General features: G+C 69.0%; 21 protein-coding genes and 1 pseudogene. 16 read left to right on the plus strand and 6 right to left on the minus strand.

Features of this window, described 5'->3' with window-relative positions; translation table 11 throughout:
* Window positions 1-49: 49 nt before the first annotated feature.
* The gene (locus tag EV655_RS02745; RefSeq protein ID WP_132541469.1) at window positions 50-1,072 is read left to right on the plus strand and encodes an aspartate-semialdehyde dehydrogenase; all 1,023 of its coding nucleotides are present in this window, start codon (window positions 50-52) and stop codon (window positions 1,070-1,072) included.
* A gap of 174 nt (window positions 1,073-1,246) precedes the next feature.
* On the plus strand, window positions 1,247-2,872 hold the full coding sequence (locus EV655_RS02750; RefSeq protein ID WP_132541472.1) for a DUF4139 domain-containing protein: 1,626 nt from the start codon (window positions 1,247-1,249) through the stop codon (window positions 2,870-2,872).
* Window positions 2,873-2,936: 64 nt separating this feature from the next.
* Here EV655_RS02750 and EV655_RS02755 read toward each other — a convergent pair whose 3' ends face one another.
* From EV655_RS02755 to EV655_RS02765, 3 genes are read right to left on the minus strand one after another with little or no spacing between them, the layout of a single operon-like run.
* Window positions 2,937-3,248, minus strand: a complete 312-nt coding sequence (locus EV655_RS02755) for a P-II family nitrogen regulator (RefSeq protein ID WP_132541475.1) — start codon at window positions 3,246-3,248, stop codon at window positions 2,937-2,939.
* Window positions 3,249-3,252: 4 nt separating this feature from the next.
* Window positions 3,253-4,230 carry a sodium-dependent bicarbonate transport family permease gene (locus tag EV655_RS02760; protein WP_132541478.1) on the minus strand — a complete coding sequence of 326 codons (978 nt, stop codon included), beginning with the start codon at window positions 4,228-4,230 and terminating at the stop codon, window positions 3,253-3,255.
* A gap of 57 nt (window positions 4,231-4,287) precedes the next feature.
* Window positions 4,288-4,938, minus strand: coding sequence for a carbonic anhydrase (locus EV655_RS02765; RefSeq protein WP_132541481.1), 651 nt, complete (start codon window positions 4,936-4,938; stop codon window positions 4,288-4,290).
* Between the two features lie 162 nt (window positions 4,939-5,100).
* Here EV655_RS02765 and EV655_RS02770 point away from each other — a divergent pair, with 162 nt between their 5' ends.
* The 4 genes and pseudogenes from EV655_RS02770 to EV655_RS19105 form a co-directional block, all read left to right on the plus strand.
* Window positions 5,101-5,463: a hypothetical protein gene (locus tag EV655_RS02770; RefSeq protein ID WP_132541484.1), complete on the plus strand. Its 363-nt coding sequence runs from the start codon at window positions 5,101-5,103 to the stop codon at window positions 5,461-5,463.
* Window positions 5,464-5,537: 74 nt separating this feature from the next.
* The gene (locus EV655_RS02775; RefSeq protein WP_132541487.1) at window positions 5,538-6,920 is read left to right on the plus strand and encodes a leucyl aminopeptidase family protein; all 1,383 of its coding nucleotides are present in this window, start codon (window positions 5,538-5,540) and stop codon (window positions 6,918-6,920) included.
* Window positions 6,917-7,771, plus strand: coding sequence for a C40 family peptidase (locus EV655_RS02780; RefSeq protein WP_132541490.1), 855 nt, complete (start codon window positions 6,917-6,919; stop codon window positions 7,769-7,771). The genes EV655_RS02775 and EV655_RS02780 overlap by 4 nt, the downstream gene beginning before the upstream one ends.
* A gap of 36 nt (window positions 7,772-7,807) precedes the next feature.
* Window positions 7,808-8,016: pseudogene (locus EV655_RS19105) on the plus strand (IS481 family transposase); the annotation flags it as partial.
* Window positions 8,017-8,101: 85 nt separating this feature from the next.
* On the opposite strand, the gene EV655_RS02790 reads toward EV655_RS19105, so the two are convergent.
* Both EV655_RS02790 and fliK read right to left on the minus strand, forming a co-directional pair.
* A complete protein-coding gene (locus tag EV655_RS02790; RefSeq protein ID WP_132541493.1) occupies window positions 8,102-8,770 on the minus strand; it encodes a flagellar hook capping FlgD N-terminal domain-containing protein in 669 nt (222 codons plus the stop codon).
* 13 nt (window positions 8,771-8,783) lie between these two features.
* Entirely contained in the window at window positions 8,784-10,697 is a 1,914-nt protein-coding gene (gene fliK / locus EV655_RS02795) for a flagellar hook-length control protein FliK (RefSeq protein WP_165905251.1), read from the minus strand.
* 117 nt (window positions 10,698-10,814) lie between these two features.
* Here fliK and EV655_RS02800 point away from each other — a divergent pair, with 117 nt between their 5' ends.
* The 6 genes from EV655_RS02800 to EV655_RS02825 all read left to right on the plus strand — a co-directional run bounded on the left by EV655_RS02800 (window position 10,815) and on the right by EV655_RS02825 (window position 14,558).
* A complete protein-coding gene (locus EV655_RS02800; protein ID WP_132541499.1) occupies window positions 10,815-11,102 on the plus strand; it encodes a rod-binding protein in 288 nt (95 codons plus the stop codon).
* Window positions 11,089-11,427 carry a hypothetical protein gene (locus EV655_RS02805; RefSeq protein WP_132541502.1) on the plus strand — a complete coding sequence of 113 codons (339 nt, stop codon included), beginning with the start codon at window positions 11,089-11,091 and terminating at the stop codon, window positions 11,425-11,427. The genes EV655_RS02800 and EV655_RS02805 overlap by 14 nt, the downstream gene beginning before the upstream one ends.
* Window positions 11,428-11,639: 212 nt before the next feature.
* Complete coding sequence (locus EV655_RS02810; protein ID WP_132541505.1) at window positions 11,640-12,908, plus strand: flagellin; 1,269 nt, start codon at window positions 11,640-11,642, stop codon at window positions 12,906-12,908.
* 77 nt (window positions 12,909-12,985) lie between these two features.
* Entirely contained in the window at window positions 12,986-13,366 is a 381-nt protein-coding gene (gene flaF, locus EV655_RS02815) for a flagellar biosynthesis regulator FlaF (protein WP_132541508.1), read from the plus strand.
* Window positions 13,363-13,770, plus strand: coding sequence for a flagellar biosynthesis repressor FlbT (flbT, locus tag EV655_RS02820; RefSeq protein ID WP_132541511.1), 408 nt, complete (start codon window positions 13,363-13,365; stop codon window positions 13,768-13,770). The genes flaF and flbT overlap by 4 nt, the downstream gene beginning before the upstream one ends.
* The gene (locus EV655_RS02825; protein WP_132541514.1) at window positions 13,767-14,558 is read left to right on the plus strand and encodes a DUF1217 domain-containing protein; all 792 of its coding nucleotides are present in this window, start codon (window positions 13,767-13,769) and stop codon (window positions 14,556-14,558) included. Before flbT ends, EV655_RS02825 begins: the two co-directional genes overlap by 4 nt.
* A gap of 16 nt (window positions 14,559-14,574) precedes the next feature.
* On the opposite strand, the gene EV655_RS02830 is transcribed toward EV655_RS02825, so the two are convergent.
* Entirely contained in the window at window positions 14,575-15,936 is a 1,362-nt protein-coding gene (locus EV655_RS02830) for a FliI/YscN family ATPase (RefSeq protein WP_132541517.1), read from the minus strand.
* 84 nt (window positions 15,937-16,020) lie between these two features.
* On the opposite strand from EV655_RS02830, the gene EV655_RS02835 reads away from it, so the two are divergent.
* Genes EV655_RS02835 through EV655_RS02850 form a run of 4 tightly spaced genes read left to right on the plus strand, consistent with a single transcriptional unit; the run spans window position 16,021 to window position 17,381 of the window.
* Window positions 16,021-16,413 carry a FlgB family protein gene (locus tag EV655_RS02835; protein ID WP_132541520.1) on the plus strand — a complete coding sequence of 131 codons (393 nt, stop codon included), beginning with the start codon at window positions 16,021-16,023 and terminating at the stop codon, window positions 16,411-16,413.
* Window positions 16,414-16,422: 9 nt separating this feature from the next.
* Window positions 16,423-16,815, plus strand: a complete 393-nt coding sequence (gene flgC / locus EV655_RS02840; RefSeq protein WP_132541523.1) for a flagellar basal body rod protein FlgC — start codon at window positions 16,423-16,425, stop codon at window positions 16,813-16,815.
* A gap of 11 nt (window positions 16,816-16,826) precedes the next feature.
* Entirely contained in the window at window positions 16,827-17,111 is a 285-nt protein-coding gene (fliE, locus tag EV655_RS02845) for a flagellar hook-basal body complex protein FliE (protein ID WP_132541526.1), read from the plus strand.
* A 3-nt stretch (window positions 17,112-17,114) separates the two neighbouring features.
* Window positions 17,115-17,381 carry a flagellar biosynthetic protein FliQ gene (locus EV655_RS02850; protein ID WP_132541529.1) on the plus strand — a complete coding sequence of 89 codons (267 nt, stop codon included), beginning with the start codon at window positions 17,115-17,117 and terminating at the stop codon, window positions 17,379-17,381.
* The last annotated feature ends 1 nt before the right edge of the window (window position 17,382 follow it).

Raw genomic sequence — 17,382 nt, forward strand, 5'->3', positions numbered from 1 at the left:
TGTAAGGCTCGCGCCCGGGAATCCACCCGAGAAGAACAGGAGCCACCCGATGGGCTACAAGGTCGCCGTCGTTGGCGCCACGGGCAACGTGGGCCGCGAAATGCTGAACATCCTGGCGGAACGCCAGTTCCCGGTCGACGAGATCGCCGCGCTTGCCTCGCGCCGCTCTCTGGGCACCGAGGTCAGCTTTGGCGACCGGACTCTCAAGACCCAGGATCTGGACACGTTCGATTTCACCGGCTGGGACATCGCGCTGTTCGCGATCGGCTCCGACGCAACCAAGGAATACGCGCCCAAGGCCGCCAAGGCCGGGTGCGTGGTGATCGACAACAGCTCGCTCTACCGCTACGATCCGGACGTGCCGCTTGTCGTTCCGGAAGTGAACGCCGACGCGGTGATGGGCTATTCCCGCAAGAACATCATCGCCAACCCCAACTGTTCCACCGCGCAGATGGTGGTGGCGCTGAAGCCCCTGCACGACCGCGCCCGGATCAAGCGCGTTGTGGTCTCTACCTATCAATCCGTGTCGGGTTCCGGGAAAGAGGCGATGGACGAGTTGTGGAACCAGACCAAGGGCATCTTCGTGCCCGGCCAGGAGGTCGCGCCCAGCGTCTATCCAAAGCAGATCGCCTTCAACGTGATCCCGCAGATCGACGTCTTTCTTGATTCCGGCGAGACCAAGGAAGAATGGAAGATGGTCGCCGAGACCAAGAAGATCATGGACCCCGCGATCAAGGTCACCGCGACCTGCGTGCGGGTGCCGGTCTTCGTCGGCCATTCCGAGGCGGTCAACATCGAGTTCGAGGACTTCCTGGACGAGGACGAGGCGCGCGACATCCTGCGCGAGGCGCCCGGCGTCATGGTGATCGACAAGCGCGAACCGGGCGGCTACGTGACCCCGATCGAATGTGTGGGCGACTACGCCACCTTCGTCAGCCGCATCCGTCAGGATTCGACGATCGAGAACGGGCTGAACCTGTGGGTGGTGTCCGACAACCTGCGCAAGGGTGCTGCGCTGAACGCGGTGCAGATCGCCGAGGTCCTTGGCCAGCGCGCCCTCAAGAAGGGGTGAGAGGCGGTCCGGGCCGCAAGGCCCGCCAACCGCAAGGCCCAAGCGTTTCGACCAGCGCGCGGGCCCGGCACAATCCGGGCCCCTTGCGCGGGGGTATGCGCAGCTTGCCCTTGCCAACCCGTGCCCCGCTGCCGCACCCTGCATCGCAAGACCCCCAAACGGAGCGATCCTGCGATGCGCGCCCTTGTCCTTTGCCTGGCCCTGACCCCCACCGCCCTGTGGGCCGATGACATCCCGCTTGCCAGTACCGTGACCGCGGTCACGCTGTATCCCTACGGCGCAAGCGTCACCCGCCGGGTCGCGTTCGAGATGCCGGCGGGCCGCCATCGGCTGATCCTGACCGACCTGCCGAAATCCACGCCGCTGGCCGGCGTGCGCGTGGCGGTCGAGGGTGCCACGCTGGGCAGCGTCAGCGCACGGTCGGATTTCGTACCGCCCCGCACGCCGCTCAAGACCGCGCTGCTCGAGTCGGCCGAGGCAACGGTCGAGGATCTGGAGAACCAGTTGCGCACCGCCGAGGCCGAGGTCGACGCGATCCGGCTGGAGGCCGATGCCGCGCGCGCGCGCATAGCCTTCCTGGGCCGCATCGGCTCGGGACAGGCCGGCGCGCCGCTCGATGTCGGCGCGTTGCGCGACATCGCGGCGATGATCGAGGACAAGACGCTTGAGGCCCTGCGCAAGGCGCTTGCCGCCGAAGAGCGCGCCGCCGCCGCCGACCGGGGCCTGAAGGATCTGCGCGAGGCGCTGGACGAGGCGCGCCAGACGCTCGCCGCGCTGGTCCCCGAGGACGAGGCGCGGGCGCTGGTCGCGGTCGAGGTGTCCGCGGAGGCGGCGGCGTCGGGCGAACTGAGCGTCAGCTATACCATCCCCGAGGCCGGCTGGATGCCGGTCTACGACCTGAGGCTTGACCGTGCCGAGGGGCTCCTCGCCATCGAGCGGGGCGCCTTCGTGTCGCAAGACACCGGCGAGAACTGGGCAGGCGTCGCGCTGACCCTGTCGACCGTGCGCCCCAGCGAGCAGGCCGCGCCAAGCCCCGTCTGGCCCGAGCTGCGGCGGATCGGCGACCCAGACGACATGTTCAAGCGCCCGCGGGCGGCAATGGAAAGCGCCACGGTGGGCGCCGCGATCGACGACGCGCCGATGCCCGCCCCGGCGGTCGAGATCGCCCAGGCCCTAAGCGATGGTCTGTCGGTCAGCTATGCCTATCCCCAGCCCGTCGACATCGCCGCCGGGGCCGACCGGGTGCGGCTGGCGCTGGGCACGCTGACATCCCCGGCCGAGATCGCCGCGCGCGCGGCCCCGCTGTGGGATGCGACCGCCTTTGTCGTGGCCGAGTTCACCAATGCCTCGGACGAGGTGATCCTGCCCACAGGCGAGGCGCTGTTTCATCTCGATGGCCGCTTCGTGGGCCAGCAGCCGATCGCGGCGATTCCCGCGGGCGGCGAGGCCGAACTGGCCTTCGGACCGATCGACGGGCTACGGCTGACCCGGCAGGTGCTGGACCGGACCGAAGGCGACCGGGGCGTGATCCGCAAGGCGAACGAATGGGTCGAGGAAGTGCGGATCGAGGCGAAGAACCTGACCGGCGAGGCCTGGCCGATCCGGCTGGTCGACCGCGTGCCCTATTCAGAACAGCAGGACCTGAAGATCACCTGGCAGGCCACGCCGGACCCCGCCGAGACCGATATCGACGGAAAGCGCGGGGTGCTGGAATGGCGCTTCGACCTGGGGGCGGGCGAGACGCGCGAGGTGTCGCTATCCACCCGGATGACCTGGCCCGAAGGCATGGTCCTGCAGTAGGATCCGCGTATCGGAATTTCATCGGACTTTTTTCGGTCCTATCCTTGCCCGGATGGGGCCGGGATCAGAACCGTTCCGCCCGCAGCACCTGGCAATCGGTGACCGAGACGACGCCGATATGGCGTTCGACCACGGCGAAGGCCGCATCCAGCAGGCCGTCCAGCCGGTCGGGCCGGATCAGGCAGATCACCGCCACCATGCCGCCCGCGCGGCCGACCTGGCCCTCGCGGCTCCACGTCCCCGACCGGCCGGTGCCGCCGAGGACCGGCAGAACGGTGTAGCCCGTGACCCCGGCCTTGTGCAGCGCCTCGGTCAGACGGCGTTCCATCGGCGCCTCGATGATGATCTCTACCCGTTTCGCGGCATGGGTCTGCATGCGGCTATCCTCCGGTGACGAGGCGGGCCGCCGCAAGGTAAAGCGGAATGCCCAGCGTCAGGTTGAACGGGAAGGTGATCCCCAGCGACAGCGTCAGGTAGATCGATGGGTTCGCTTGGGGAAGCGCCACCCGCATCGCCGCCGGCACCGCGATATACGAGGCCGAGGCCGCCAGAGTCATCATAAGCACGACACCGCCGAGGCTGAGGCCCAGCGCCAGCCCCGCGGCAAGGCCGAACAGCGCGCCGATGGGCGGCATCAGGACCCCGAAGGCCAGCAGGCCCGGCGTGATGACACCCCGGCTGTCGCGCAAGTTGCGGCCCGCGACCAGCCCCATGTCCAGCAGGAACAGGCAGAGCACGCCCTTGAAGGGCGCCACGATGAAGCTTTCGATCTCGGCCAGTCCCCCCGGGCCGGTGATCCAGCCGATGGCGAAGGCCCCCAGCAGCAGCACGATGGATCCGTTCAGCAGGATCTCGCGCCAGATCCCCGATTCCATCTCGGTTTGCCCGCCCCGGCGCATCACCAGCCAAAGGGCCGCCAGGATCGCGGGCGCCTCCATGATCGCGGCGACGGCGACCATGAAGCCCTCGGCCGGGATTCCCTGGCCCGCCAGCACCGAGGTCGCGGCGACGAAGGTGACGATCGAGATCGAGCCGTAATGACCCGCGACCGCGCCCGCATCGACCGGCCCCAGCCGGGTCATCGCGCGCAAGAGCGCATAGGCCACGAAGGGCAGGCCCGCCGACAGGACCAGCCCCGCCACCAGCGCCAGCAAAAGCGTTCCGTCCAGTCCGTGCGCCGCCACGCCTGCGCCGCCCTTGAAGCCGATCGCGAACAGCAGGTAGAGCGACAGCGCCTTGGCCGCGGCCTCGGGCACGGAAAGATCGGACCGCGCCAGCGCCGCGGCCAGGCCCAGCGCGAAGCTGAGGATGATCGGCGACAACAGGTTGCCCGCCGCAAGGTTCAGGATGTCACCCAAGACCGCCCTCTTTGGTTCCCACGCAAATTCTAGGCGGGCTGGCCGCCGGGAAAAGGGTCAGACCGCCAGGAACTGGCCCTTTTCCGGGTCGAAATACTCGACATTGCCTTCGCCGATGTCGTTCCAGAGCGCGTGCAGCGCCAAATCCTCGGCCTCGACCGCGGACCTCACGAAGGGGAAGGTCATCAGGTTCTCGATCGAGACCAGAACCGCGTCCTTCTCCATCGCTTCCAGCCGGACATCCTCGTCCCCGATGCCCTGCGTCCGCTCGTAGCTGGGGCGCAGGATGTCCATCCAGCGGCCGATGAAGCTGGTCTTCTCCTCCAGTTGCGGGGCAAGGCCCGCGCACATGTCGTGGCAGCCGCGCACACCGCCGCATTTGGAATGGCCCACCACCAGCAGGTTCGCGACCTTCAGAACGGTGACGGCGTATTCCACCGCGGCCGAGGTGCCGTGGTTGCCCCCGTCGGGCGCATAGGGCGGCACGAGGCCCGCAATATTGCGGTGGATGAAGAATTCGCCCTCGTCCGCGCCGAAGATCGAGGTGACATGGACCCGCGAGTCGCAGCACGAGATCACCATCGCGCGCGGCCGCTGGCCCTCTTCTGCGAGGCGGCGGTACCAGGCCTTGTTCTCGGCATGAATTGTCGCTTTCCAGCCATGGTAGCGCTGGACAAGATACTGCGGCAGCGGGCGGGCGTTGTGCATCACGTTCTCCGTTTTCTCTGCGGGTGCATAATGCGCATTTGCCCGAAATTCGAGAGATTTCGGCCGTGGGCCGCAACGCTTTCTTGACGCTGTGGGCCCAGTGTCCCCGCAGGTGTGGTGCAAACTTTTCCCGGAGGGGTGCGAGTGTCCCGAGTTGTTGTGATGCGTCAGGACGAACCGCTGAGTGTGGACTCGGATCGGCTGGCGGACCTTTTCGTCGAACTGGGCGAGACCCGGGCGGCGCATCTGATGTCGCTGTCGGTCGAGCGGCTGGAGGAATTGATGGTCTGCCTCGATCTGGCCTCGGAACAGGTGCGGCCGGGCGATTGCATCGACCTTTCCGGTCAGATCCGCGCGCTGGGCGACTCACTGGGGCTGCTCAGCCTGTCGGTAGCCGCCAGGGGCGTGTCACGGGCCGTGCAGTCGGGTGACCAGGTTGCGGTGGCCGCCACGATGGCACGGCTGCGGCGGATCGCCTTGCGGTCCTTCCGGATCGCCGCCGAGTTGCAGCACCGCTCTGGCTGAACCCGCTTGCGGGCGCGGCGGAACCGGGTAGGGTCGGGGTCCATCCCGCACCCTGACCGGAGGCCCGTCCGCCCATGCCGCCCCGTTTCGCCGCGCCCGACGCGCCGTCGCTGCCGCTTCACGTCGTCGAGGAGGAGGCGTTTGCCGATTGGCGCGCCACCCGTCCGGCGGCCGAGGCGGCCTGGCTGACGGCGACCGGATTCGCCGCGGGGCTGGGCGAGGTGGCGCTGTTGCCGGGCACCGATGGCGCCCTTGCCGGGGCCGCCGCGGGTCTTGGCAACGCCGCCCGGCGGGCGCGAGGGCGGTTTCACCTTGCAGGCGCGGCGGCCCGGCTGCCCGAGGGCGTCTTTCACATGGAAACCGACCTTGCGGGCGCCGCGCTGGAGGCCGAGGCGCTGGGCCTGCTGCTGGCGTCCTACCGGTTCGACCGCTACCGGGCGCAGACCCCGCCCAAGGCCGGTTTCAAGGCGCCCGCGGGTGTCGACGCGGCCCGGGTCGAGGCGCTGGCCGCGGCTGAATGGCTGACCCGCGACCTGATCAACACCCCCGCCTCGGACATGGGCCCCGAGGCGCTGGAGGACGCGCTGTTCGCACTGGCCGCGCGCCACGGGGCAACCGCCAGCGCGGTGCGCGGCGAGGACCTGATCGCGCGGAATTTCCCGCTGATCCATGCGGTCGGCCGGGCCGGGCCGCAGGCCCCCCGCCTGCTGGAGATGCGCTGGGGCGAGGCGGGCCCGCGGCTGACGCTGGTGGGCAAGGGGGTGTGCTTCGATACCGGCGGGCTGAACCTCAAGCCCGGCGAGTCCATGGGCCTGATGAAGAAGGACATGGGTGGCGCCGCGTCCGTGATGGGGCTGGCGCAGGCGATCATGGCGCTGGGGCTGCCGCTGCGGCTGCGCGTGCTGATCCCGGCGGTGGAAAACTCGGTGTCCTCCGCATCCTTCCGCCCGCAGGACATCCTGCGGGCGCGCAACGGGCTGAGTGTCGAGGTCAACAACACCGATGCCGAGGGGCGGCTGGTGCTGGCCGACGCGCTGGCGCTGGCCTGCGAAGAGGAGACCGACCTGCTGATCTCGATGGCGACGCTGACCGGGGCGGCGCGCGTCGCGGTCGGCCCCGACATCGCGCCGTTCTACACCGATGACGACGGGCTGGCCGCGGCGCTGACCAGCGCGGCCACGGACGCCGCCGACCCGGTCTGGCGGATGCCGTTCCACGCGCCCTACGAGACGATGATCGAGCCCGGCATCGCAGATCTCGACAACGCGCCCAGGGGCGGTTTCGCGGGGTCGATCACCGCGGCGCTGTTCCTGCGCCGTTTCGTCGCGCAAGCGCGTTATGCCCATTTCGACATCTACGGCTGGCAACCCGCCGACGCCCCCGCCCGGCCCAAGGGCGGTGTCGGGCAGGGCGCGCGGGCGATCCTGGGCGCCCTGCCCGGGGCGCTGGGCCTGTGACCGGCGACCGGCGCGAGACGCCCGCCAACGGCCGCGTCGCGGCGCTGCACCTCGTGGGCAAGGTCGAGGCTGCGCGGTTCGTCCGGCCTGTCCTGCACCGCGTCAAGCGGCCCCTTACAGATCTGTTCCGCGCCCCCGGCGGCGCGCGCGAACGCCAGCTTGTCCTCGGCGAGGGGGTCGAGGTGCTGGAGGTCCGGGACGGCTATGCCTTCGGCTGGGCCGCGCGCGACGGGTATGTCGGCTATGTGCCCGCCGAGGCGCTGTCGGACAGCGCGCCCGACCCCACCCATGTCGTCGCCGTCCCTGCCACCCACGCCTATACCGCGCCCGACCTCAAGCGCCCCGAGATCTGGAGCCTCGGCTTTGGCACGCGGCTGTGCGTGGTGGGCGAGCACGGCACCTTCTGCGAGACCGCCGAGGGCTGGTTCGTCCCGAAACCCCACCTGCGGCCTGCCGATGCGCACTTTGCCGACCCGGTGACGGTGGCGGAACTCTTCCTCGGCACGCCCTATCTCTGGGGCGGCAACTCGATCTGGGGGATCGACTGCTCGGGGCTGGTGCAGGCCGCCTGGCTGGCCTGCGGGCGGACCTGCCCGGGCGACAGCGACCAGCAGGAACGTGCCCTGGGCCGGGCCTTGCCCGGGGCCACGCCACCCGCACGCGGCGATCTCCTGTTCTGGAAGGGCCATGTCGCACTGGTGGCCGACCCAGGCACGCTGATCCACGCCAGCGCCCGCACGATGTCCGTGGCTCACGAACCGATCGACGCGGCCGTGGCCCGGATCAGGGCGGCGGGCGACGGCCCGGTAACCGCGCACCGGCGGACCGAGGTGTTTGATCCCACGGTTTGATGGTTCGATCCTTTCGAAGGGATGGAAGGAAGCACCATGGGACAGGGTCGTCACGGGAACGCCACGGCCACGCACGCTGTCAGAGCGGCAATAAAGCGATCGCAAGCGTCGCTCGCGCAGCTGAGCCGGACCTTGGCATCAACCCCAAGACCGTAGCGAAGTGACGGCAGCGGGCGACGGTCGAGGACATGAAGACCGGGATTTCGAAACCGTGGTCCACCGTCCTGATGGTGGCCGAAGAGGCGATATCGTCGCCGGCCGAGGCTACGACGCCCGCACCATCCTCGTCACATGCGCACGGCTTCGGCCAAGACAATATGCGTCCCTATCCTAGGGCTGGCGAAGCGCCGAGACATTGCCGGCCGGTGTCTCTCCGCCGCCCTCGAACACCAGCGTGACGCCGTCGGCATCATTGCGGACCTCGGTGATCCTGGCATAGACCTCGGCCTTGCTCTCGGCGATACGCGCGCCGTCCTGGAAGCTCTCGACCACGAAACCGTAGCTGCCAGCCGGAAGCGGCGTTCCATCCGCGGTTGTGCCGGCCCATTCCACCGGCGCACCGTCCATCGGGAGTTCGAAGCGCTGCACCTCTTTGCCATCCGCATCGCGCACAACCAGATGCGCCTTGTCGGCCTCGGCCGCGGGTGTCGGCACGATCGTCACCGGATCGCCGTCAAACAGCGCCGGGACCGCCGCACGCCCCTCCATTCCAACCCAGCCGCCATACTGCGCCAGCCCCGCGCCGCCCATGGTCTCGGTCAGGGTCTTCAGCAGGTCGTTGGTCTGCACCTGCTGTTCCACCCCCGAGAAGGTCGCGAGCTGCACCGCATAATCGGACGATTCGATCGGGTTCATCGGGTCCTGGTTCGTCATCTGGACCGTCAGCATCTTCAGGAAGGTTTCGAAATCGCTGCTGATCGCGGCGTTCTTGGCCTTGGTTGCCGCGGCCGAGGACGTGGTGGCGGCGGTGGTCGCGGTGGTGGATGTCGCACTGTCCATCTGGTCACTCCTTTCAAAGGCGCAGGTCAAGCCCGCTGCCGCCCGCAAGGCGGGTCGGATGCGGGGCGTCGATGCGGGTCTGGCCCGCGGTCTGATCGGCGGTACCGTCCGGGGCAGGGCCGGTCTGCGGCGCATGTCCCTGGCGCGCACCCTTGCCGCCGAAATCAAGCACCACCTCGCCATAGCCAAGCTCGCGCATGGCGTTGCCCAGAAGATCGGCATGGCGGCGCATCAGGTCGAGCGTGTCGCCGCGGTCGGCCTCGATCGTCACCGTGATTCCGTTCTCGCCCGGGTTCAGGGTCAGGCGCACCCGGCCCAGTTCTTCGGGGTTGAGGGTCAGTTCGACGGCCCCGTCCGCGGCCCGGTGCAGCGCTTCGGCCATGGCCCGCATCGCCGGACGCGGGGCATCCAGCGGCTGCGGGGCCGTGCGCCCCGTCTCGGAGGCGGACCGGTCGGCCACCGGCGCGTCGCCCAGCGGCGCGGTCTCGACCGCAGAGAGGTCCGCCGCCGCACCGGTCGTGCGGGCGCTGTCCAGGGCCGTGGGCTCGTCCGCCGGCCGGGCTGCAGGCGCGATGGTCGCAGGCGCGGTTGCCGCCGGCGCCCCGTTGCTGGATGACGGCGGCAGATCGGCGGGCACGGTCCGCTCGCGCGGTGGCGCGGACGCCTCCTTGCCAGCGGGGGCGGGCGCAGCGGGTTGCGATGGCGGCGCCTCGGCCGCCTGGCGAAGCTGGGCCTGCGCGGCGGTTCGCGTCTGCGTGTCAGACGCTGCGTCCTCGGGACCGGATGACGGCAGGTCCGCGGCGGCGGCGGCGGCTTGCCCCGGCGCCGATTGTGCTGCTGGCATCATGCCGCCCGCCAGCCCGGACGGCGCCGAGAGAGAGGCCTGAAGCAGGGCGGGTTTGCCATCGCTCCGGCCGGGGTCGCCGGGACCAGCCGCGGCAGGCACGGCACCTGCGGCGGGCAGACCGTCCCCGGACCGGCGCTCGCCCGTCCGGGTCTCTTGCGGCAAAGCGCCTTCCGCTGACAGGCCACCACCAGCGCGCGGCGTCACCGGGGCGGCTTGCGGTCTCTCGGCCTGTGTCCGGGCCTCGCCCTCGATCCGGGTGGTTGCGTCGGGCGGCGCAGGCGGAACGGTCGTCCCCTCCCCGATCGGGTCGCGCCGGGTGCCGCTGCCCGCCACGACGCCGTCAGCGGCGGTTGCCCCCACGAGGGCAGACCGCGGTTGTACCGCCTCCACCGCCGATCGGCGTTCGGCCGGGGAACCCGCCGGCAGTGCATCGGACGTCGCGCCGGACGCCGGTGCTGCGCCGGATCGCGGCGTTTGCGCGGCCCCAGCCACCTGCAGGCCGAGGGCGCGGCGATCGCCGGACAGAGGCCAGGCCGGCCCCACACCCGCCCCCTGCACGGCAATACCAGCGGCATCGGACGGGTGTGGGGCCGCAGGCACGGGGCCCTGTGCCGCGATGGCCATCGCAAGGACAGGCACGGCCCCGGGTGGCGGCACGGACGGAGTCTCGCCGGGTTCGCCATTGGACGCCGGGGGGGCCGTCCCCGGATCGCCTTCGCCGTCCGGCAGCGGCTCGGCGCCGGCGGGCCAGTCGACCGGCAGCACCGGGCCGCCCGTGGAGGGGATCGGTACCCCGTCGATGGCGGCCATGCCCGGCAGCGCCGGATCCGGCAAGACGCCAGCCGCATCGAGGACGAACACCGCGGTTTGCGCACCCTGGCCCCCGGCCGCGTTCGGGATCAGCTGTACCGCCAACGGAATCTCGGTCCCCGGAGTGCGGATGCCGGCCTGGGGCATCTGCGCAAAGGTGCTGAGGAACGCGCCCGGCTCGCCGCCCGGCGGCGCCGCGCCCGGGCGTGCGGCGTCGGGCGTTGCGGGAACATTGCCCCCCACGGAGTCGAATACGGGAAAATACTGCATGCGCATCGCCGGACTTCTGCCACTGGTCCCGGGCAGATTGGCCGCCAACCGGTTACCGCTTCTTTACCGCTTGGGCGTCATAACCGGGAAAACGAGTCGCAATTTAGGGAAACCGCCATGCTTCCCCCCGTCACCTCCCCAGCCATGCAGACCACCGGCCCCAATCTCCGCGACGCCCCCCTGCGCGAGGCCGCGCAAAAGCTGGAGGCGCAGTTCCTTTCGGAAATGCTGAAACACGCGGGACTGGGAGAGGCGAAGGGCGCCTTTACCGGCGGGCCGGGCGAAGCGCAGTTCGCCTCGTTCCTGCGCGAGGCGCAGGCCCATGAATTGGTCCGGGCCGGGGGAATCGGCCTTGCCGAGCAATTGTTCGAAGCCCTGAAGGAGCGGATGGATGACCACGGATGACCCGATCGAGGATCTGCTGCTGCGCGAACGCGCGGCGCTGAGACGCGCCGATTTCCCACTCCTCAACGCGCTTGCCGAGGAGAAGGAGCGCATGGTGGCCGAGTTGGCCGCGCACCCCGTGACCGACCCGGCGACGCTTGCGCGGCTGCGTGCGCTGGCCGAGCGCAACGCCGAACTGATCGAAGCGGTCAGGCGCGGCGTCGATGCCGCCATGGCCACCCTGCGCCGCGCCCGCCAGCCGGCCGAACCGCTGAGCACCTATGACCAGAGCGGGCAAACCAGCAAGATCGGTGCCACGCAAGGGTCGCTGACCCGCCGCGCCTAGGCCTTATTTTGGCCCAAACGCCCCGCTAAAACCTTGGTTCATTAGCCGTCGTTTAACCCGCAGTTGAAATGCTCGGGATCGCACCCAGAAGACGGGTGGCACGGCACGGGATACCTCCACAGCCGTACGGGTGAGAACACCATTGGATCGTCGTTGATCGGCGGCATCAACCCGTGGCGCAAAGCGCCATACGAAAAGGAAGGACTGAACCCATGTCCAGCATCAATACCAATACCGGCGCAATGGTCGCGCTGCAGACCCTGAAAAGCATCAACTCGAACCTGTCCAAGGTTCAGTCGGAGATCTCGACCGGCAAGTCGATCGACTCCGCAAAGGACAACGCCGCGGTCTGGGCCATCGCCAAGACGATGGAGGCGGACGTGTCGGGCTTCAAGAAGATCTCGGACGGCCTGTCGAGCGCCGAGTCCACCGTTTCGGTGGCTCGTAACGCGGCGGAATCGATCACCGGCCTGCTGAATCAGGTGAAGGACCAGATCGTCCAGGCCAAGGGTGCCTCGAACGCCGACGAGCGGCAGAAGATTCAGAACAACATCAGCGCGCTGAGGGATCAGGTCGCATCGGTGGTCGGGGCGGCCCAGTTCAACGGCGTCAACCTCATCAACAACGGCGACGACATGGACGTGCTGTCCTCGCTCAACCGCGATTCTTCGGGGAACGTTGCCACGGCCTCGATCAACGTCAAGGCGCAGGATCTGTCGATCGGCGGATATGTGGCAGCAAATGCGTTCACCACCGATTCCACGGGCGTCACCGCGGCCACCGACCGCACGGCGTTCACCCTCGGCGCGACCGGCGGGACGGGGTCGATCGCGATCGACACCAGCACGATGACCGTCGGCGACTCGCTGAATCTGACCATTGGCGACCAGACGGTCTCGGTCAAGTTCTCGCAGGAGATCGCTGACGCAGGGGCCGCGGCGCAACAGAACGCGGCGATGGCGGTCGCCATGAAGAATGCGATCGACTCACTCGCCATTCAGACTCCTGGCACGCCCGTCCCCCCCGCGACAACCGCCGATCCGGATCGCCTGACGATCGCCATCGACGGGACGAACGCGAACCAGATCACCTTTACCAACGACACCGCCAACAGTCTGTCGGTCTCGGCCCAGTATCTGAACGAGGGGTCGGGCAAGCTGGGTGGCCTCAGTGCGATCGACGTCACCGGCGGCGACAGCACCGGCGCCAACGCGGCTCTGGCCTCGATCGACGGACTGATCAAGACCGCGATCGACGCCGCCGCCGCCTTCGGCACCTCGCAGAACCAGCTCGAAACCCAGAACGACTTCGTCAGCAAGCTGATGGACTCGATGAAGACCGGGATCGGCGCGATGGTCGATGCCGACATGGAGGCCACCTCGGCCCGGCTCCAGGCGCTGCAGGTGCAGCAGCAGCTTGCCACCCAGTCGCTGTCGATCGCCAACCAGGCGCCGCAGAACCTGCTGTCGCTCTTCCGCTAAGGCAAGGCAGGGCCGGGGCAAAAGCCCCGGCCCTTTCCTGACGGACCTAGCCCCCTCTCAGAACGGAAGGACACAGCATGAACGCCCTGCACATGGCCCGGACTGCCTATTCGGCCCCCACCCAGGCCCAGACCCGCACCCCCCGCGCCACCGAATACGCGGCCTTCGCCCGCATCACCGCCCGGCTCAAGGCCGCCGAAGGCGCCGGGCGCCGGAACTATCCCGCGCTGGCCGCGGCGATCCACGAGAACCGCAAGCTCTGGACGATGCTCGCCGCCGATGTCGCCGATGGCGACAACGGACTGCCCCAGGCACTGCGCGCGCGGATCTTCTACCTGTTCGAATTCACCACCCATCACAGCCGCGAGGTGCTGAACGGCAAGGCCGATATCGGCCCGCTGGTCGAGGTCAACACCGCCATCATGCGCGGCCTCGGGAAATCGGAGGCTTCGGCATGAGCGGTCTTGTCCTCAAGCTTGGCCCCAAGGAACGGGTCCTCGTCAACGGCGCGGTGATCGAGAATGGCGACCGCCGCACCCGGTTGTCGATCAAGACGCCCAATGCCAACATCCTGCGCCTGCGCGACGCGATCCACCCCGAAGAGGTGAACACGCCGGTGCGCCGGGTCTGCTACATGGCCCAGCTGGTTCTGTCGGGCGATTCCGTGCCCGACGACATCCGCCCGCAACTGCTGCGCGGGATCGAACAGCTGAGCCAGGTCCTGACCGACCATGACAGCCGGACCCAGCTGACGCTGGCCACCGAGGCGGTGCTGGGCGCGGAATACTACCAGGTGCTCAAGGCGCTGCGCAGCCTGCTGCCGCGCGAGGAACGCCTGCTGGCGGGCGCGAGGCCGTCATGAGCTTTCAGCCCGTCGTCCCACTCGGCGGGTACGCCGGCTGGCGCTTCCTCGAACGCACGATGGAGCGCCAGCAGGAAGCCTTCAACAAGAGCACCGTGGTCCAGCGCGATCTGGACTACTTCGCCGAGAAGATCGGCAAGGTCACCAACGCCGAAGAACTGGTGGGCGACTACCGCCTGCTCAAGGTGGCGCTGGGGGCGTTCGGCCTGCAGGACGACATCGGGTCGAAATTCTTCATCCGCAAGGTTCTGTCCGAGGGTACCAGCGCAAGGGACGCCCTGGCCAACAAGCTTGCCGACAAGAGCTATTTCAAGCTGGCCGAGGCATTCGGCTTCGGCGGCGTGGGCGCCCCGCGCACCCAGGAGCCCGGCTTTGCCGAGGAGATCGCCGAAGCCTATCGCGAGCGCAGCTTCGAGATCGCAGTGGGCGAACAGAACGACGACATGCGCCTGGCGCTGAACGTCGAACGGGAACTGACCGATCTCGCCTCGAATTCGTCCGGCGACGATTCCAAGTGGTTCAGCATCATGGGGTCGAGCCCCCTGAGACAGGTGTTCGACACCGCCTTCGGCCTGCCGACCTCCTTCGCCGCCATCGATCTTGACCGCCAGCTCGAGGTCTATCGCGAAAAGGCCGAGGCCCTGTTCGGCAGTTCCGACGCTGCGCAGTTCGCCGACCCCGACAAGCGCGAGCAGCTGATCAAGATGTTCCTGGTCCGCTCCGAGATCAGTGCCGGCTCGGCCGGCTACAGCTCGGGTCAGATCGCGTTGACCCTTCTCGGCGGCTGAGCCGGTCCGGGAAGGATCACCTCTGGGCGGCGCCGGTCCCGGCCGCATCGGGCAAGGGTCCGGCCACGGCCAGAACGTGGGCGAGGCGCGCGAAACTTGCATCGACATCGCCCGGCGAGTCCTCGGACAGGAACGCGTCAAGCCCGGGCCAGGCCTTGATCGCGGCATCGATCTCGGGGTCGGAGCCCGCTGCGTACAGCCCCGCCTGGATCATCATCTCGGCCCGGTCATAGGCGCCGAGCAGCCTGCGCGCCCGCGCGATCAGCGCGTTCTCGGCGCCGTTGGCGGCGCGCGGCAGGCTGCGCGACACCGACCTGAGCAGGTCGACCGCCGGAAACCGCCCGCGTTCCGCGATCCGCCGGTCCAGGACGACATGGCCGTCCAGCACCCCGCGCAGGATGTCCGCGACGGGCTCTTCCATGTCCGAACCGGCCACGAGAACCGAAAAGACGGCCGTTATGTCGCCCATGCCGTCGACACCCGGCCCGGCGCGTTCGGCCAGCGACATGATCGCCTGCGCGGTCGAGGGCGGATAGCCGCGCAGCGCGGCGGGTTCACCGGCCGCAAGCGCCAGTTCCCTGTGCGCCTCTGCAAACCGGGTCACGGAATCGGCCAGGAACAGGACGTGGTGGCCGTCGTCGCGGAAATGTTCGGCCACCGCCATCGCCGCCCAGGCCGCCCGGCGGCGGACCATCGGCGACTGGTCCGAGGTGGCGGCGACGATCACCGAGCGCGCCATTCCCTCGGGGCCAAGCACATGAGAGACGAATTCGCCCACCTCGCGGCCGCGTTCGCCGACCAGCGCGATCACCGCCATGTCGGCCTGAACCCCGCGCGCGAACTTGGCCAGCAGGCTGGACTTGCCGACGCCCGACCCGGCGAACAGCCCGATCCGCTGGCCGCGCACAATCGGCAACAGCGTGTCGAAGGCCGTCAGGCCGGTGCCCAGCCGCGGACCCAGGCCGCGCCGTTCGGTCGCGGGCGGCGGTGCGGCGCGCAGCGGCCGCAGCTCTGGCCCCGGCATCAGGGGGCGGCCGTCCAGCGGCTGGCCGAACGGATCGACGATCCGCCCAAGCCAGCCGCGATGCGGCGCGATCGCGCCCGGGCCCATCAGGACGACGCGGTCGCCCACCGACAGCCCTTCGGGCGTGCCGTCGGGCAGCACCGTGACCGCCCCCTCGGCCAGGGCAAGCACCTCGCCCCGGCGGCGCACGCCGCGGCCGTGCCGGATCTCGACCAGATCGCCCAGCCCGGCCTCGGCGGACAACCCCGACACGGTCACCGTGCCGCTGCCCGCGGCCATCACCCGGCCGACCGCGCGGATCGGGGCCAGCGCGGCAATGCGGGCCTGGAGCGCGGCAAAGGGACTTTCGGGCATGCGGCATCTCCGATCCGGGTCAACACTTACCGTTTCTAAAGGAATCATCCTTAAGCCTTGATTGAAACCGAGGGAGAATCCCCGATGTTCGACAAGATGGAAATCTTCCGCATGGCGCAGGGCCTGGCAGTCCATGCCGGCACACGCCAGGCCGTGATCGCGCGCAACGTGGCCAACGCGGACACGCCAGGATTCCGTGCGCAGGACATCGCGGATTTCACCGAAACCTACCGCAAGACCGGGCCCGAACTGCCCCTGCGCACCACGCGCGAGGGTCACCTGCCCGCCAGCGAAACCGGCCTGCGCGCCGCCGCGATCCGCGAGGACGACGCGCCCGGAGAGCCGAACGGCAACACCGTTTCCCTTGAAGAAGAAATGCTGAAGGCGGCCGAGACCAAGAGCAAGCACGACCTTGCCCTGGCCGTCTACCGCAGTTCGCTGGGCGTGCTGCGCACCAGTCTCGGCCGGGCAAGATAGGAGGCATGAATGGCAGATCTCAGTGACAGCCGTGGCCTCTCGGCCAGCGGGTTGCGGGCCCAGGCGGCGCGGTTGCGCCATGTGTCCGAGAACATCGCGAATGTCGACACGCCCGGCTACCGGCGCAAGCTCACGGATTTCGAGGCCGAACTGTCGCCCAAGGGCCCCGAGGGCGCCGTCAGGACCGGGCCGGTCCGGCTGGACCAGACGGACCTGCCCCGGCTCTATGACCCGTCGCATCCGATGGCCGACGAGGCAGGGTATTTCCAGGGCTCGAACGTTAACCTCGTGATCGAGATCGCCGACGCCCGCGAGGCCCAGCGCAGCTACGAGGCCAACCTGAAACTCTTCGACCAGGCACGGCAGATGTCGCGCGGCCTGCTCGACCTGCTGCGCCGTTAGGAGGCACGCCCATGGATATCCGTTCCAGCATCGCCGCGCAGGCCTATGCAACCGCCAGGCCGGCGACGCAGCCGCAGAAACCCGACAGCGGGGGCGCCTTTGCCGACGCCGCCCAGCAATTCGCCCAAACCCTGCGGAACGGCGAGCAGACCGCGATGGCCGCCATGTCGGGCAGCGCCGATCCGCACGCTCTGGTCCAGGCACTTGCGCAGACGGAACTGGCCATCGAGACCGCCGTCACCGTCCGCGACAAGGTGGTCGAAGCCTATCAGGAAATCCTGCGGATGCCGGTGTAACCCATGACCGAGTTCATCTTCTACGACACGCTGCGCCAAGGGCTGTGGATCGCCGTGATGATCTCGCTGCCGATGCTGACCGCGGCGCTGGTGACAGGGGTCGCGATCGGCCTGTTCCAGGCGCTGACCTCGATTCAGGAAATGACGCTGACCTTCGTGCCCAAGCTGGCCGCGATGCTGGTCGTATTCTGGATGACGATGGGCTTCATGACGGAAACGCTGACAGGTTTCTTCACCGACCGGCTTGTTCCGATCATCGCAGGGGGCTGAG

The organism is Rhodovulum euryhalinum (assembly GCF_004342445.1).
In the GTDB taxonomy this organism is placed as follows: Bacteria; Pseudomonadota; Alphaproteobacteria; order Rhodobacterales; family Rhodobacteraceae; genus Rhodovulum; species Rhodovulum euryhalinum.

Coding starts and splice junctions, on each gene's coding strand:
- EV655_RS02745 (WP_132541469.1), top strand. CDS start 50: ATGGGCTACAAGGTCGCCGTCGTTGGCGCCACGGGCAACGTGGGCCGC.
- EV655_RS02750 (WP_132541472.1), top strand. CDS start 1,247: ATGCGCGCCCTTGTCCTTTGCCTGGCCCTGACCCCCACCGCCCTGTGG.
- EV655_RS02755 (WP_132541475.1), bottom strand. CDS start 3,248: ATGCAGACCCATGCCGCGAAACGGGTAGAGATCATCATCGAGGCGCCG.
- EV655_RS02765 (WP_132541481.1), bottom strand. CDS start 4,938: ATGCACAACGCCCGCCCGCTGCCGCAGTATCTTGTCCAGCGCTACCAT.
- EV655_RS02770 (WP_132541484.1), top strand. CDS start 5,101: ATGCGTCAGGACGAACCGCTGAGTGTGGACTCGGATCGGCTGGCGGAC.
- EV655_RS02775 (WP_132541487.1), top strand. CDS start 5,538: ATGCCGCCCCGTTTCGCCGCGCCCGACGCGCCGTCGCTGCCGCTTCAC.
- EV655_RS02790 (WP_132541493.1), bottom strand. CDS start 8,770: ATGGACAGTGCGACATCCACCACCGCGACCACCGCCGCCACCACGTCC.
- fliK (WP_165905251.1), bottom strand. CDS start 10,697: ATGCAGTATTTTCCCGTATTCGACTCCGTGGGGGGCAATGTTCCCGCA.
- EV655_RS02800 (WP_132541499.1), top strand. CDS start 10,815: ATGCTTCCCCCCGTCACCTCCCCAGCCATGCAGACCACCGGCCCCAAT.
- EV655_RS02805 (WP_132541502.1), top strand. CDS start 11,089: ATGACCACGGATGACCCGATCGAGGATCTGCTGCTGCGCGAACGCGCG.
- EV655_RS02810 (WP_132541505.1), top strand. CDS start 11,640: ATGTCCAGCATCAATACCAATACCGGCGCAATGGTCGCGCTGCAGACC.
- flaF (WP_132541508.1), top strand. CDS start 12,986: ATGAACGCCCTGCACATGGCCCGGACTGCCTATTCGGCCCCCACCCAG.
- flbT (WP_132541511.1), top strand. CDS start 13,363: ATGAGCGGTCTTGTCCTCAAGCTTGGCCCCAAGGAACGGGTCCTCGTC.
- EV655_RS02825 (WP_132541514.1), top strand. CDS start 13,767: ATGAGCTTTCAGCCCGTCGTCCCACTCGGCGGGTACGCCGGCTGGCGC.
- EV655_RS02830 (WP_132541517.1), bottom strand. CDS start 15,936: ATGCCCGAAAGTCCCTTTGCCGCGCTCCAGGCCCGCATTGCCGCGCTG.
- EV655_RS02835 (WP_132541520.1), top strand. CDS start 16,021: ATGTTCGACAAGATGGAAATCTTCCGCATGGCGCAGGGCCTGGCAGTC.
- flgC (WP_132541523.1), top strand. CDS start 16,423: ATGGCAGATCTCAGTGACAGCCGTGGCCTCTCGGCCAGCGGGTTGCGG.
- fliE (WP_132541526.1), top strand. CDS start 16,827: ATGGATATCCGTTCCAGCATCGCCGCGCAGGCCTATGCAACCGCCAGG.
- EV655_RS02850 (WP_132541529.1), top strand. CDS start 17,115: ATGACCGAGTTCATCTTCTACGACACGCTGCGCCAAGGGCTGTGGATC.